14 protein-coding genes are annotated in these 14,611 nt (G+C 70.2%); 12 read left to right on the top strand and 2 right to left on the bottom strand.

Annotated elements, in window-relative coordinates:
- Nucleotides 1-687 carry a c-type cytochrome gene (locus tag DFP85_RS17520; RefSeq protein ID WP_243737339.1) on the top strand — a complete coding sequence of 229 codons (687 nt, stop codon included), beginning with the start codon at nucleotides 1-3 and terminating at the stop codon, nucleotides 685-687.
- Nucleotides 684-1,649, top strand: a complete 966-nt coding sequence (locus DFP85_RS17515; protein WP_133637710.1) for a c-type cytochrome — start codon at nucleotides 684-686, stop codon at nucleotides 1,647-1,649. Before DFP85_RS17520 ends, DFP85_RS17515 begins: the two co-directional genes overlap by 4 nt.
- A gap of 83 nt (nucleotides 1,650-1,732) precedes the next feature.
- On the opposite strand, the gene dsbG is transcribed toward DFP85_RS17515, so the two are convergent.
- Nucleotides 1,733-2,497 carry a thiol:disulfide interchange protein DsbG gene (dsbG, locus tag DFP85_RS17510; protein WP_133637709.1) on the bottom strand — a complete coding sequence of 255 codons (765 nt, stop codon included), beginning with the start codon at nucleotides 2,495-2,497 and terminating at the stop codon, nucleotides 1,733-1,735.
- Nucleotides 2,498-2,716: 219 nt separating this feature from the next.
- On the opposite strand from dsbG, the gene DFP85_RS17505 reads away from it, so the two are divergent.
- Nucleotides 2,717-3,181: a copper chaperone PCu(A)C gene (locus DFP85_RS17505; protein ID WP_133637708.1), complete on the top strand. Its 465-nt coding sequence runs from the start codon at nucleotides 2,717-2,719 to the stop codon at nucleotides 3,179-3,181.
- On the opposite strand, the gene DFP85_RS17500 is transcribed toward DFP85_RS17505, so the two are convergent.
- A complete protein-coding gene (locus DFP85_RS17500; RefSeq protein WP_133637707.1) occupies nucleotides 3,182-5,017 on the bottom strand; it encodes a sugar phosphorylase in 1,836 nt (611 codons plus the stop codon).
- Between the two features lie 142 nt (nucleotides 5,018-5,159).
- Between DFP85_RS17500 and nrdR the strand changes: the two genes are divergently transcribed.
- The 9 genes from nrdR to lon all read left to right on the top strand — a co-directional run bounded on the left by nrdR (nucleotide 5,160) and on the right by lon (nucleotide 14,605).
- Nucleotides 5,160-5,645 carry a transcriptional regulator NrdR gene (gene nrdR, locus DFP85_RS17495; RefSeq protein WP_133637706.1) on the top strand — a complete coding sequence of 162 codons (486 nt, stop codon included), beginning with the start codon at nucleotides 5,160-5,162 and terminating at the stop codon, nucleotides 5,643-5,645.
- Entirely contained in the window at nucleotides 5,645-6,793 is a 1,149-nt protein-coding gene (gene ribD, locus DFP85_RS17490; protein ID WP_133637705.1) for a bifunctional diaminohydroxyphosphoribosylaminopyrimidine deaminase/5-amino-6-(5-phosphoribosylamino)uracil reductase RibD, read from the top strand. The genes nrdR and ribD overlap by 1 nt, the downstream gene beginning before the upstream one ends.
- Before the next feature lie 274 nt (nucleotides 6,794-7,067).
- Nucleotides 7,068-8,231, top strand: coding sequence for a bifunctional 3,4-dihydroxy-2-butanone-4-phosphate synthase/GTP cyclohydrolase II (gene ribBA, locus DFP85_RS17485; RefSeq protein WP_133637704.1), 1,164 nt, complete (start codon nucleotides 7,068-7,070; stop codon nucleotides 8,229-8,231).
- A gap of 81 nt (nucleotides 8,232-8,312) precedes the next feature.
- Nucleotides 8,313-8,813: a 6,7-dimethyl-8-ribityllumazine synthase gene (gene ribH / locus DFP85_RS17480; protein WP_133637703.1), complete on the top strand. Its 501-nt coding sequence runs from the start codon at nucleotides 8,313-8,315 to the stop codon at nucleotides 8,811-8,813.
- Complete coding sequence (nusB, locus tag DFP85_RS17475; protein ID WP_133637702.1) at nucleotides 8,810-9,313, top strand: transcription antitermination factor NusB; 504 nt, start codon at nucleotides 8,810-8,812, stop codon at nucleotides 9,311-9,313. The genes ribH and nusB overlap by 4 nt, the downstream gene beginning before the upstream one ends.
- A gap of 13 nt (nucleotides 9,314-9,326) precedes the next feature.
- Nucleotides 9,327-10,286, top strand: coding sequence for a thiamine-phosphate kinase (gene thiL, locus DFP85_RS17470; RefSeq protein WP_133637701.1), 960 nt, complete (start codon nucleotides 9,327-9,329; stop codon nucleotides 10,284-10,286).
- Complete coding sequence (locus tag DFP85_RS17465; protein ID WP_071942094.1) at nucleotides 10,283-10,756, top strand: phosphatidylglycerophosphatase A family protein; 474 nt, start codon at nucleotides 10,283-10,285, stop codon at nucleotides 10,754-10,756. The genes thiL and DFP85_RS17465 overlap by 4 nt, the downstream gene beginning before the upstream one ends.
- Before the next feature lie 78 nt (nucleotides 10,757-10,834).
- Complete coding sequence (locus DFP85_RS17460) at nucleotides 10,835-12,094, top strand: DUF945 family protein (RefSeq protein ID WP_133637700.1); 1,260 nt, start codon at nucleotides 10,835-10,837, stop codon at nucleotides 12,092-12,094.
- Nucleotides 12,095-12,172: 78 nt separating this feature from the next.
- Nucleotides 12,173-14,605 carry an endopeptidase La gene (gene lon / locus DFP85_RS17455; protein WP_133637699.1) on the top strand — a complete coding sequence of 811 codons (2,433 nt, stop codon included), beginning with the start codon at nucleotides 12,173-12,175 and terminating at the stop codon, nucleotides 14,603-14,605.
- Nucleotides 14,606-14,611: the final 6 nt, after the last annotated feature.

The following is a 14,611-nucleotide window of genomic DNA, read 5'->3' as shown; positions in this document are numbered from 1 at the left end:
ATGAGGATCGCGAGCGGGCTCGGCCTGCTGCTGGGCCTGGGCCTGGCCGCCGGTCAGGCCCAGGCCCTGGAGGGCGATGCCGAGCGCGGCCAGCAGGCGGCCGGTGCCTGCGTGGCCTGCCACCAGGCCGACGGCATGGGCATGAACAACCCCCAGGGCGAGTCCTGGCCGCGCCTGGCGGGGCTGCCGGCGGAGTACATCGCCAAGCAGCTGCATGACATCAAGGAAGGACGGCGCGAGAGTGCCACCATGATGGCCTTTGCCAACATGCTGGACGACCAGCAGATCGCCGATGTGGCGGTCTACTACGCCGAGATGGAGCCCTGGCCGGAACTGCCCACTGCCTACCGTGCCGCCGATCCGACCGACGAGGCCGAGTGGCTGGCCGAGCGCGGTGACTGGGCCGAGGGCAAGATGATCCCGGCCTGCAGCCAGTGCCACGGCCCCAATGGCCAGGGCGTCGGCGCCACCTTCCCGCCGCTGGCGGGCCAGCACGCGGGCTATATCGTCAGCCAGCTCGAGGCGTGGCGCGACGGCAAGCGCCACAACGACCCCAACGACCTGATGGTGGGCATCGCCGAGCGGCTCGACGAGGAGCAGGTCGCGATGATCGCCGACTACTACGCCACCCTGCCGGAGCGCATCGCCGAGCGAGAGACCCGGGCGCAAGAGGAGGACGGTCAATGAACCAGCGCACATCCCACCTGCTGATCGCCGGCACCCTGGCCTCGGCCCTGAGCCTCTCCCTGGCCGCGGTTGCCCAGGACGACGCGACCGAGCGCGACTACCAGGTCCCGTTGCCCGAGGCTCCCGAGGGCGAGATCACCTTCCAGCCACCCCACGAGCGCGACATCCCCGACAACCAGTACGGGGAGATGGTGCGCAAGGGCCGCGACCTCTTCGTCAACACCCAGGCACTGCGCGGCGAGTACGTCTTCAACGACCAGAACTGCGCGAACTGCCACCTCGATGCCGGCCGGCTCGCCAACTCGGCGCCGATGTGGGCCTCCTTCGGCGTCTACCCGGCCTATCGGGGCAAGAACGACAAGGTCAATACCCTGGCCGAGCGCATCCAGGGCTGCTTCACCTACTCCATGAACGGCAAGCCGCCGGAGTACGGCAGCGAGCCGCTGGTCGCCATGCAGACCTACCTGCACTGGATGGCCACTGGCGCGCCGATCAACGAGTCGATGCCGGGTCGCGGCTATCCCAAGCTCGAGGAGACCGAGCAGGGCGCCGACCGCGAGCGCGGTGCCGAGGTGTATGCCCAGCAGTGCGCGGTCTGCCACGGTGAGGAGGGCCAGGGCCAGAAGGTCGGCGAGCGACAGGTCTTCCCGCCGCTGTGGGGCGACGGGGCCTACAACTGGGGCGCCGGCATGCACCGGGTGAATACCGCCGCCAACTTCATCAAGGCCAACATGCCGCTGGGCAAGCCCTACTCGCTCTCCGACCAGCAGGCCTGGGACGTGGCGGCCTTCATCAACAGCCACGAACGGCCCCAGGACCCGCGGCGCCGCACCCTGGAGTCCGTGGACGAGACCGACGAGATCTTCCACAACCACCATGGGTTCTACGGGGACGAGATCGACGGCCGTCGCCTGGGCGACCATGCCGACTTCGGCGAGAACCCGACTCCCCTCGACGGCTGATCCGCTCCGGTGACGACGCGACGGGCCCCGCTACCGATGGCAGCGGGGCCCGTTTGCGTGGCAGGGAAGTGTGGGCAGCGGCGTCAGGGGCGCGGCGAGCCCATCATCGCCTCGAGGCGCGCCTCGTCTGGCGCTCCCTCGACCTTATCCAGGCGGCCGGCCTCGTTGCGGTAGTAGGTGGTGGGCGTGGCCATCAGTCCCAGGCCCTCGAAGAGCTGGTTGTTGGCATAGACCTGCTCCTCGATCTCGCGGGACTGGGCGGAGGCGGCGATGCCACTGTCGCTCTCCTGGTGTGCCTGCAGGGCCGCGGCGGGATCCTCGGCGCCGAGCAGCGCAGCCGCCTTGGCCGGGCTGTCGCTCTTCAGGATGCCGACCATGATGTGGCGCAGCTGCACCTCGCCGGCCTCGACCCAGGGGCGGCTCTGGTCGTGGAAGCGGGCGCAGTAGGGGCAGTTGGGGTCGGTGAAGGTGTAGATCACGCGCCCTGCCTGTGGGTCGCCGTCCTGGATCCAGTGGCTCTCCTCGAGCTGCTTCCACACCTCGGCCTCCTGGACTCTGCGCACGTGCTCGTCCAGTGGCGCGGCGGAGAGGTCGTTGCCCTCGGCGTCGAGCAGGGTGCCGACCACGGCATGGTCGCCGTCCGGCGTGAGGTAGACGGCCATCTCGCGACCCCGGTGGCTGGCGGCGTAGCCGCTGAGGCCGCCCGGGGCCGCGAACTCGCCGTGGATCTCCAGGCCCTGGTCCACCAGGGCCTGGACCGGGGCCGGCCAGTGCTCCTCGGCGGCGAGCGCCGAGGTCAGCGAGAGCGTGATCAGGCCGGCCGTCAGGGAGAGGGGGAGAGAGCGCATTGCGTTATCCTGTGATGAAGAACTGTCATGAAGGAACGTCGCCAGGGGGTGTCGTGGGGACCCGCTGGGGGGCCGAGAGTTCCCATCCTGCCACGCGCCCATTAGCCATGGATTAATGCCTGCCCCCGCCGGCGGGACGCGATGTCGCAGCCCGCTCCCCGTCAACGGCGAGGCAGGGTAAGCTCGATGCGTTCCCTTGAGCCCATGGAGTCGACCGACATGCGCATCGCAGCCCTGCCGCTGGTCCTGTTCTCGCTGTTCAGCGCCACTGCCCTGGCCCAGTCCCTCACCGTTGAGGAGGCCCGGGTGCGGGCGGTGCCGCCGGGGTCGCCGACCACCGCCGCCTTCATGGCACTGACCAACCCGGGCGAGACGGACCTGGCGCTGGTCGGGGGCAGCTCGCCCCTGGCCGGCAGCCTGGAGCTTCACAACCACGTGATGGTGGATGGCGTGATGCAGATGCGTCAGGTCGAGACGATCCCGGTGCCTGCCGGCGAGACCGTGCGGCTGGCGCCCGGCGGCTGGCACCTGATGCTCTTCGAACTGGCCAGGATCCCGGTCGAGGGCGAGAGCGTCGAGCTCACCCTGACCCTCGACAACGGCGAGACCCTGACCGTCGAGGCCCCGGTCGAGCGGGTGCAGCCCATGGAGATGCAGGATGATGGCGAGCACGCGGGGCACTGATCAGCCCGGAGCCAGCAGCCACAGGCTGCGGTAGGGGGCCAGGCTCGCTTCCCGCGTCCAGGGCACATCCTCCAGCAGGTCGATCCAGCCGGGGCCGTCGAGAACGTCCAGCTCGAGCGGCTGGCGCCGGTCGGTGACGTTGTGGATCGCCAGCAGGCGTCGGCCATCGGGCAGTGGCCCTCGCTCCACCACCAGCAGCGCCGGCGGGGCGGGCACCACGCGCTGGGGCGCGTCCGGATGGAAGCAGGGCTCCCGGCGGCGCACCGCCAGGCGACGCGTCAGGGCCAGGAACACCTCGCGGGTCGGCGTGTTGCGGCTGTCGAGCAGCTCCTCGAGCTCGCGGCGCTGCCAGCGGCGGCGGTTGATCGCCCGCAGGCGGCCGCTGCGCTCGACCCCCTCCAGGTCGTTGAGGGTGGCGGTCAGTGAATGCACGTAGAGGGCGGGAATGCCCTGCAGGGCCAGCATCAGGTGCTGGCTGCACAGGAAGCGCTCCACCTGCCAGGGGTCGGCCCCCCGGCGGGTGCCCTTCATGGCCTCGAACCAGGTGATGTTGATCTCGTAGGGGATGTCCTGGCCCCGGGAGTCGGTGCGCATGCTGACGAACCCGCCGAAGCGGTGCATCAGCTCCAGCAGGGCCTCGACCTCGTGGTCCGGCAGCCAGCCCTCCAGCGGGCGGACGCCGATGCCGTCATGGCTGGCGGTGAAGTTGACGTAGCTGCACCCTGGCGGCAGGTCGGGCAGGCTCTCCAGCCAGCGGGCGAGGGTGGCCGCCTCGCCGCTGGTGAGGGTATGCAGCAGCAGCGGCGGGAGGGGGAACTGGTAGACCAGGTGCGCCTCGTCCGGGACTTCCGTACCCTCTTCCTGCCCGTCTGAGCGCCGATCGAGTCCCCCGTCTGAATGACGCTCCAGACCCCCGCCTGAAAGGCGATGCAGACCAAGGTAGCTGAGGTTCTCCCGGTGGGGCACGTTGGTCTCGGTCAGCAGCAGGGTGCCCGGCGCCATGTGGTCGACCACGGCCCGCAGCAGGCGCACCACCTCATGGGTCTCGGGCAGGTGGACACAGGGCGTGCCGGGCACCTTCCACAGGAAGGCGATGGCGTCCAGGCGGATCACCCTTGCGCCCTGCGCCAGGTAGAAGAGCAGGATGCCGATGAATTCCAGCAGCACGTCGGGATTGGCGAAGTTCAGGTCGATCTGGTCCTCGGAGAAGGTCGCCCAGAGGTGGCGCGTGCCGCGGCGGGTCGGCACCGGCACCAGCAGCGGGGAGCTGCGCGGCCGCACCACCGCGGAGAGGTCGGTGGCCGGGTCCATCTCGATGAAGTAGTCGCGCCCCGGCAGGCTGCCGGAGAGGTAGTCGACGAACCACAGCGACTCCCGGGAGACATGGTTCAGCACCAGGTCGACGATCAGGTCCCCGCGTTCGGCCAGCCGGCGCAGGTGGCGCCAGTCGCCCAGGGCCGGGTCCACTTCCCGGTAGTGGATCACCGAGAAACCGTCGTCGCTGCTCCAGGGAAAGAAGGGCAGCACATGCACGCCGCTGAAGCTGTCGGGCAGGCGTGCCGCGAGGAAGTCATGGAGCACCGCCAGGGGCGGGGTGTCGCCGTCGAGCAGGCTGTCGCCGTAGGCGATCAGCCACTGGTCTCGCTCGCTCCACAAGGGGGCGTCGCCTGGCGTCCCAGCGGAGGGCATGGCACCGCGATGGTGCGAGAGCAGCGTCATCAGACGGCGCAGCACCTCCTCCCGGCGGGGCCCGTAGAGCAGGTCGAGGTGCTCGCGGGCGCGGGCGCCGAAGGCGGCCTCGTCCAGGGGGTGGGCGAGGGAGCGGGGCAGGGGCATGGTGGGCTCCGGTGGTCGGCCAGGGAATGCCACTCCCTTGCAGGTCGCGTGCCATCTCGGGGCGGCGCTGCGTCGCTGGGCGCTCTCCTCGCGAACCGTTACAATGCGGCGACAGCCTTTCCAACGACCTCGGGTTATCCCTATGCATTGCCCCTTCTGTGGCGCCAACGACACGCGCGTGACCGACTCTCGGCTGGTGGCGGATGGCGACCAGGTACGGCGGCGGCGCCAGTGCGCGGCCTGCGGCGAGCGCTTCACCACCTACGAGACCGCCGAGCTGGTGATGCCGCGAGTGATCAAGTCCGATGGCACGCGGGAGGTGTTCGACGAGGCCAAGCTGCGCGCCGGCATGCTGCGGGCGCTGGAGAAGCGACCGGTCAGCGCCGAGTCCATCGAGGCGGCGGTGGAGCGGATACGCCAGAACCTGCGCGCCCGTGGCGAGCGCGAGATCCATGCCCGAGACATCGGCGAGGAGGTGATGCAGGCCCTCAAGCGCCTCGACCAGGTGGCCTACATCCGCTTCGCCTCGGTCTATCGCAGCTTCCAGGACATCGACGAGTTCCGCGCCGAGATCGACCGTCTGGCCCAGGAACCCGGCTTCCCCACGGACCCGTCGGGAGCCTCCTGATGGCGCAGCATGCCTTCCCCGAGACCTGGATGGCGCGCGCCCTGACGCTGGCGCGCCGCGGGCGCTATACCACCGACCCCAACCCCCGGGTGGGCTGCGTGCTGGTCAAGAATGGCCGGGTGGTCGGCGAGGGCTGGCATGAGCGGGCCGGCGAGCCCCATGCCGAGATCCACGCCCTGCGAGCGGCGGGGGAGCAGGCCCGCGGCGCCACCGCCTACGTGACCCTGGAGCCCTGCTCCCATCAGGGGCGCACCGGCCCCTGTGCCCTGGCGCTGGTCGAGGCCGGCGTGACGCGGGTGGTGGTGGCCATGCAGGACCCCAACCCCCGGGTTGCCGGCCGGGGCATTGCCCGGCTGCGTGCCGCCGGCATCGAGGTGGCGGTGGGCCTGCTCGAGGAGGAGGCGCTGGCGCTCAATCCCGGTTTCGTGATGCGCATGTCCCACGGCCGGCCCTTCGTGCGCCTGAAGATGGCCATGAGCCTCGACGGCCGCACCGCCATGCGCTCCGGTGAGTCCCAGTGGATCACCGGGCCCCAGGCCCGCCGCGAGGTGCAGCGCCTGCGTGCCCGCTCCAGCGCCATCCTCACCGGGGTCGAGTCGATCATCTTCGACAACGCGCGGCTCACCGTGCGCCCCGAGCAGCTCGAGCTGCCCGAGGGCGAGGCGCTCGCTGCCCGCCAGCCGCTGCGCGTGGTGGTGGACTCCCGGCTGCGCCTGCCCCTGGCCGCGGCCTGCCTGCGCGAACCCGGCCGCACCCTGGTGGCCACCCTGGGCGACCACGACCCCGAGCGGCGCGAGCGGCTCCAGGCCGCCGGCGCCGAGGTGGTGGCGATGGACGCGGGCCCCGACGGCCGCGTCGACCTCGACGCCCTGCTGCGCCACCTGGCCGAGGCCGAGCAGGCCAACGAGGTGCTGCTGGAAACCGGGGCGACGCTGGCCGGTGCCATGCTCCAGGCCGGCCTGATCGACGAGATGCAGCTGTTCGTGGCGCCGACCCTGCTCGGCGGTGAGGCCCGTCCGCTCTTCGAGCTGCCGGGCCTGACCCTGATGGCCCAGCAGAAGGGACTGGAGATCCTCGATATCCGCGCCGTGGGCAGCGACTGGCGCATCACCGCCCGGCTACGGCGGCGTACGCAGACATCGCAGTGACCTTGTGCGAGGAGCGCCGGGGACAGGTCGCAGAGGAGGTCCTACGCCATGGATGGCGTCGGTAGCGCCCAAGGATGGGTTCACAGCGCCTCCTCGTAGACCTGTTGCCGGGTCAGCTCCGAGTTGGATGAACTTGCGCCCAGCGACAGGGCTGTTTACTGGCGCCCGTCGACGCGCCACGGTACCCTGACGCGGTTTCGAGGTGGCGACGCCCGATGGCGACCCGCTCGTCGTCGGATGACGACAGCCACCACGCTGAATCAATGGAGACTCCATGGTGCACTCCTCATCCGGGGGCCTGGCCCCCATCGAAGAACTGGTCGAGGACATTCGTCAGGGCCGGATGGTGATCCTGATGGATGACGAGGATCGCGAGAACGAAGGCGACATCATCATGGCCGCCGAGAAGGTCGAGGCCGAGCACATCAACTTCATGGCGCGCCACGCCAGGGGCCTGATCTGCCTGCCGATGACCCGCGAGCGCTGCGAGCGTCTCCAGCTGCCGCTGATGGTGCGCGACAACGGCTCCGGCTTCGGGACCAAGTTCACCCTCTCCATCGAGGCCGCCGAGGGTGTGACCACCGGTATCTCCGCCGCCGACCGGGCGCGCACCGTGCGCGCCGCGGTCGCCCGTGACGCGGTGGCCGCCGACATCGTCCAGCCCGGCCACATCTTCCCGCTGATGGCCGAGCCCGGCGGAGTGCTGCGACGCGCCGGCCATACCGAGGCGGCCTGCGACCTCTCCGCCCTGGCCGGCCTCGATCCCAGCGGCGTGATCTGCGAGGTCATGAACGAGGACGGCAGCATGGCCCGCCGGGCGGAGCTCGAGCGCTTCGCCGTCGAGCATGGCCTGAAGATGGGCACCATCGCCGACCTGATCCACTACCGCATCCACAACGAGCAGACCGTGCAGCCGGTGGAGTCGACCCCGGTGCAGACCGCCTTCGGCGAGCTCAACCTGCACGTCTTCCGCGACAGCATCCAGGGCGCCCATCACCTGGCGCTGGTCAAGGGCCATCCGCACCCCGAGGCGCTGACCACGGTTCGCGTGCACCTGGCCAACCCGATGCGCGACCTGCTCGCCCTGCAGAAGGGCGACAAGCCGAGCTGGACCGCCCAGCAGGCGGTCGCCGAGGTGGCGCAGGCCGAGCACGGCGTCTTCGTGCTGCTCGACGACGGGCGTCCGCGCCAGGACCTCCATGCCATGCTCGAGGTGTTCCTCGAGCGCCGGCGGCCGCCGCGCACCAGCGACTCCGATGGCGCCGGCAACTACCTGACCATCGGCACCGGCTCGCAGATCCTGCGCCACCTGGGGGTGGGCAGGATGCGTCTGCTGAGCTCGCCCTGGAAGTTCTCGGCCCTCTCCGGCTTCGACCTCGAGGTGGTGGAACGACTGGAGCCCGGCGAGCAGGCGACTGCCGGGCAGGGCGACAACTAGCGCCGCCTTTCATATCGTGGCATGGCCCCCCGGTCATGCCTGCCGGACCCTCAAGCCCCGGATCTCTCAGGACACAGAACCATGCAACCGATTTCCCAAGTCGAAGGCAGCTTCGTCGACGTCGATGGCCGCTACGTGATCGTGGTCGGCCGCTTCAATCATCATGTGGTGGACAGCCTGGTCGAGGGCGCCGTGGACAGCCTGGTGCGCCATGGCGTCGACCCGCAGGGCATCGATATCGTCCACGTGCCCGGCGCCTGGGAGCTGCCGCTGGCCATCAAGCGCGTGCTGCAGGTAGCCCGCCCTGATGCGGTGATCGCCCTTGGGGCGGTGATCCGCGGCGGCACCCCGCACTTCGAGTACGTCGCCGGCGGCTGCAACACCGCCATGGGCAACCTTCAGCTGGAGTTCGACACCCCGGTGGCCAATGGCGTGCTGACCGTCGAGTCCATCGAGCAGGCCATCGAGCGCGCCGGCACCAAGGCCGGCAACAAGGGCGCCGAGGCGGCCATGGCGGCCATGGAGATGGTCTCGCTGCTGCGCTGCTTCGGCGACGATGCCGACGACGGGGGTGAGGCATGAGCGGCGAGCGCTCCCGGGCCCCGTCGAAGGCCCAGCAGTCCCGCCATGCGGCGCGTGAGCTGGCGGTGCAGGGCCTCTACCAGTGGCAGATGACCGGCAAGTCGATCAGCGCCGTGGAGGCCGAGTTCCGCAGCCAGGTGGCCGACGACGATCTCGAGGACCACGAGAACTGGCACAAGGTGATGGAGATCGCCGACCTGGCGCTCTTCCACGAGCTGCTGCACAACGTGGCCGACCAGCGCCGTGAGCTCGACGCCGCCATCGCGCCGCTGCTCGACCGGCGCCTGGAGGACCTCGATCCCATCGAGCTGGCGATCCTGCGCCTGGGTGCCTACGAGCTCTCGCGTCGCCTCGAGGTGCCCTATCGCGCGGTGATCAACGAGGGGGTCGAGCTGGCCAAGTCCTTCGGCGCCACCGACGGGCACAAGTACGTCAACGGCATCCTCGACAAGCTCGCCGTGCGACTGCGATCCGCCGAGGTCTCCGCGCGCCGCCGCTGAAGGTCCGTCCCTGATGCACAGCGAATTCGAGCTCATCACCCGCTTCTTTACCCCCGACCCGCCGGGGGCGGAGGCCGGCGTGACCCTGGGCGTGGGGGACGACTGCACCCTGCTGGCCCCGACGCCGGGTCAGCGGCTCGCGGTCAGCGTCGATACCTCGGTGGCCGGCATCCACTTTCCCGAGGATGCGCCGGCCGTGGCGGTCGGCCGCCGGGCGCTGGCGGTAAGCCTGAGCGACCTCGCCGCCATGGGCGCCCGTGCCCGCTGGTGCCTGATGTCGCTGACCCTGCCGGCGGCCGATGACGATGCCTGGCTGGCGGATTTCGCGCGGGGCTTCCACGAGCTCTGCGATGTCACCGGCACGGCCCTGGTGGGCGGCGACGTGACCCGCGGGACGCTGTCCATCGGCGTGACGGTGATGGGCGAGGTGCCCGCCGAGCAGGCATTGACCCGCAGCGGGGCCCGGCCGGGCGACCTGCTGGCGGTGACCGGTGCGTTGGGAGGCGGTGCCGGGGGGCTGGCCCTATGGCGCCGCGGCGAGCGGGACACCGGCCATCCGCTGCTCGAACGCTATCTCCACCCGCTGCCGCGCCTCGAGGCAGGCCTGGCCCTGCGCGGCCTGGCCAGTGCCGCCATCGACATCTCCGACGGCCTGCTGGCCGACCTCGGGCATGTCCTCGAGGCCTCGGGTGTCGGGGCCGAGCTGATGCCCGACACGCTGCCCCTGGCCGAGGGCCTGGTGGCAGCGCTGGGCGAGGAGGGGGCCCGGCAGGCGGGGCTCCATGGCGGCGACGACTACGAGCTGCTGCTCGGCCTGCCCCCCGAACACCTCGACGAGGCCCGCGCCCGGCTGGCCGCCCTGGACCTGCCCCTGACGGTGATCGGTCGCGTCAGCGACCAGCCCGGCCTGCGGGGGGTGACAGTCACCGGCGAGCGGGGCTGGCAGCACTTCCCGGGAGAGGGTGCCCCATGAACCAGGCCCCCGCCAGCGTCTGGCGACGCCCCGTGCACTTCCTGGCCTTCGGGCTGGGCAGCGGCACCGTGCCCTTCGCGCCCGGTACCTTCGGTACCCTGGCCGCGATCCCCTTCTACTGGCTGATGTCCGAGCTGCCGCTGGGCTGGTACCTGGGCCTGGTGGCGGTGACCTTCCTGTGGGGCATCTGGCTGTGCGACAAGACCTCCCACGACCTGGGGGTCCACGACCACTCGGGCATCGTCTGGGACGAGTTCGTCGGCTACTGGCTGACCATGGCGGCGGTGCCCTTCTCCTGGGAGGCCGCCCTCTGGGGGTTCGTGGTCTTCCGCATCTTCGATGTCTTCAAGCCCTGGCCGATCCGCTGGGCGGACCGGCGGGTGGCCGGCGGCTTCGGCATCATGATCGACGATGTCCTCGCGGCCGCCTATGCATGGAGTACCATGCACCTGTGGTTCTGGCTCCACTGATCCGGCGGCAACGAAAGTTCGTCAGCGTCCCGACGACACAGGAGTGGTCCGCACAAGGCGCGGGTAAGGAATGCCATGATGCGCAAGGAACGACTGATCGTCCCGCTGGTGGTGGGGCTGGCGCTGCTCTGGGGCATCGCCCAGTACCTCTCCGGCGTGCTCTTCGAGCGCGAACTCGCCCGGGCCCTGGATGACCTCGCCGCCCGGGGGGAGCTCGCGGTGAAACGCAGCGACGTCGACCGCGGCTGGCTCGAGTCCCGCGGCACCCTCCACCTGACCCCCCGCTTCGGCCAGGCCTGGCACCTGGAGCTGCCCTACGTGGCGCGTCACGGGGTGATCAGCACCCGCATCGACGGCGAACTGAGACCGCATTTCGGGCCGGGCGACCGGCGCCTGTTCGGCGACGCGCTTCCCTCGACCCCGCCCACCTTGCAGGCCCGCTATCGCACTCTCGGCGCGACCCTGGAGGGGCACCTCGAGCTGGCGCCCTTCATCGTCAGCCAGGCGGGGCGCGAGCTCGACTTTCGCGGCGGGCGGATCACCTTCGGCGGCGTCTACGGCGACTGGCGGCTGCAGGCCCGGCTTGCGCCCTGGCGGCTCAGCGATGGCCCGGTCACCCTGGAAGCGGGGCCGACCACCCTGGAGAGCCGCTACGCCTATACCGAGGGCGCCTACCACTTCAGCCAGCAGGACCTGCTCAAGGTGGAGCGACTGGGCTGGCATCAGCCGGACCTCGAGTTGGAGGCCCATGGGCTGGTCCTGCACAGCCGCACGGTCCTCGACGAGCAGGAGCTGCGCGTCGAGAGCGAGCTGACCCTGGACCGACTGGTGACGGCGGAGCAGGTGCTGCTCGCCGGCCGTGTTGCCCTGGAGCTGTCGCGGGTCAACGCCGACGCCCTGCGCAGCGTGCTGGCGGTACTGCGCGACGAGGCGGCCCGGGGCGATGCCGCCCAGGACGGCCGCGAGCTGCTCGCGCGCCTGGAGCCGCAGCTGCTGGCCATGCTCCAGGATTCGCCACGCCTGGACATTCATGCCATCGCCCTGGACAGCCCGATGCTGGGGCTGGACGCGCGGGGTGACGGGGCGCTGTTCTTCGATTCGCGCCGGCTAGAGGAGCTGAGCCTGGTCGCACTCGCAGATCCCGATGACCAGGCCAGCGAGCAGGCCCGCTGGCGGGCGCGGCTCTACGGTGACCTCACCTGGCACCAGGTGCCCAAGGTGGTGGCCCTGTGGCTCGGCCTGCCGCTGGACACCCAGGACCTGGAGGTCGACGTGGTGCGTGGCCGGGTGCGGATCAACGGCCGCCCGCTGCCGCCGGCCCTCGAGCGACTGCAGTGACTTGAAGTCGGGCGCCGGTGCCCGCATTCCTGAGGGCAGCCCCGGGAACCCATCCCGACGATCCAGGACGAGGAACGCATGAGCGACGACCACGAAGCGCAGGATGGCCTGGACTGGATCCAGGCCAACAGCGACGACGCCTCCTACGACGAGCGGCCGGGCGAGGAGGGCCACCACGCGGTGGTGCCCGCCAGCGACTCGCTGCCCGAGCGCATCTACCTGCTGCCGATCCACAACCGGCCCTTCTTTCCCGCCCAGGTCCAGCCGCTGGTGGTCAACCGCGAGCGCTGGGAGGAGACCATCCGCCGCGTCGGCAACACGCCGCACCATACCGTGGGCCTGGCCTTCGTCGGCGAGACGGGAGTCGAGGAGCTCGGCGACGAGGACTTCCCCGAGATCGGCACCGCGGTCAAGGTGCACAAGCTGCAGGGCGAGGAGCAGCAGATCCAGTTCATCGCCCAGGGCGTGCGCCGCTTCCGCATCCAGCGCTGGCTCTCCCGCACGCCGCCCTACCTGGTGGAGGTGAGCTATCCCCGCGAGCCGGTGGACGTCGAGGAGGACGAGACCCGCGCCTATGCCATGGCGCTGATCAACGGCATCAAGGAGCTGCTGCCGATCAACCCGCTCTACGGCGAGGAGCTCAAGCACTACCTGAACCGCTTCAGCCCCCACGAGCCCGGCCCGCTGACCGACTTCGCCGCGGCCATCACCTCGGCCAAGGGCCCCGAGCTGCAGGACGTGCTGGAGACCATGCCGGTGATGGCCCGCATGCAGAAGGTACTGCCCCTGCTGCGCAAGGAGATCGAGGTCGCCCAGCTGCAGAGCGAGATCAGCGACCAGGTCAATGCCCAGATGCAGGAGCGCCAGCGGGAGTTCTTCCTGCGCGAGCAGCTCAAGGTGATCCAGCGCGAGCTTGGCATCTCCAAGGACGACCGCGAGAACGATGTCGACACCTTCCGTGCCCGCCTGGAGGGGCGCGTGGTGCCGGAGCGGGTCATGGAGCGCATCGACGACGAGCTCGACAAGCTCTCGGTGCTGGAGACCGGCTCGCCGGAATATGGCACCACCCGCAACTACCTGGACTGGCTCACCGCCATGCCCTGGGGGGTGCGCAGCCAGGACCAGCTCGACCTGGCCCATGCCCGGTCGGTGCTCGACCGCGACCATGACGGCCTGAAGGACGTCAAGGAGCGTATCGTCGAGTTCCTCGCCGAGGGCACCTTCAAGGGTGATGTGGGGGGCTCCATCCTGCTGCTGGTCGGCCCCCCCGGGGTCGGCAAGACCTCGGTGGGGCGTTCCATCGCCGACGCCCTGGGCCGCGAGTTCTATCGCTTCTCGGTGGGCGGCATGCGCGACGAGGCCGAGATCAAGGGGCATCGCCGTACCTACATCGGGGCCATGCCCGGCAAGCTGGCCCAGGCCCTCAAGGAGGTCGAGGTCGAGAACCCGGTGATCATGCTCGACGAGATCGACAAGATGGGGCAGTCCTTCCAGGGCGACCCCGCCTCGGCCCTGCTCGAGGTGCTCGACCCGGAGCAGAACGTCGACTTCCTGGACCACTACCTCGACGTGCGCCTGGACCTCTCCAAGGTGCTCTTCGTGTGCACCGCCAACACCCTGGACGCGATCCCCCCGGTGCTGCTCGACCGCATGGAGCAGATCCGCCTCTCCGGCTACATCGCCGAGGAGAAGGTGGCCATCGCCAAGCACCACCTGTGGCCCAAGCTGCTCAAGCGCGACCGCATGCCCAAGAAGCGCATCAACCTCACCGAGGCGGCGCTGCGCCAGGTGATCGAGGGCTACGCCCGCGAGGCGGGGGTGCGCCAGCTCGAGAAGCAGCTGCACCGCATCGTGCGCAAGGCGGCGGTGAAGCTGCTGGAGAATGACCAGCAGTCGGTACGGGTCTCGGTGAACAATCTCGAGCAGTACCTGGGGCCGCCGATCTTCCGCAAGGAGCAGGTGATGAAGGGCGAGGGCGTGGTCACCGGCCTGGCCTGGACCGCCATGGGCGGCGCCACGCTCTCCGTCGAGGCCGGCAAGGTGCACGCCCTGGACCGCGGCTTCAAGCTCACCGGCCAGCTCGGCGACGTCATGAAGGAGTCGGCCAACATCGCCTACAGCTTCGTGCTCGGCCACCTGGGCGAGTACGGCGCCGATGCGGACTTCTTCGACTCGGCCTTCGTCCACCTGCACGTGCCGGAGGGGGCCACGCCCAAGGATGGCCCCTCCGCCGGGGTCACCATGGCCACCGCGCTGCTGTCGCTGGCCCGGCACCGGTCCATTGACCGACCGCTGGCGATGACCGGCGAGCTGACCCTGACCGGCCAGGTGCTGCCGGTGGGCGGCATTCGCGAGAAGGTGATCGCCGCCCGACGCAGCGACATCTTCGAGCTGATCCTGCCCGAGGCCAACCGGCGCGACTACGACGAGCTGCCCGACTACCTCAAGGAGGGCATGACGGTGCATTTCGCCGGCCGCTACCGTGACGTGGCCAGGGTGGTGTTCGGTTGACCGGCA

Origin of the sequence: Halomonas ventosae (assembly GCF_004363555.1) — a bacterium.
GTDB lineage: Bacteria > Pseudomonadota > Gammaproteobacteria > Pseudomonadales > Halomonadaceae > Halomonas > Halomonas ventosae.
Note: the sequence above shows the minus strand (reverse complement) of the source record. Positions and strands in the feature narration are given on the sequence as shown.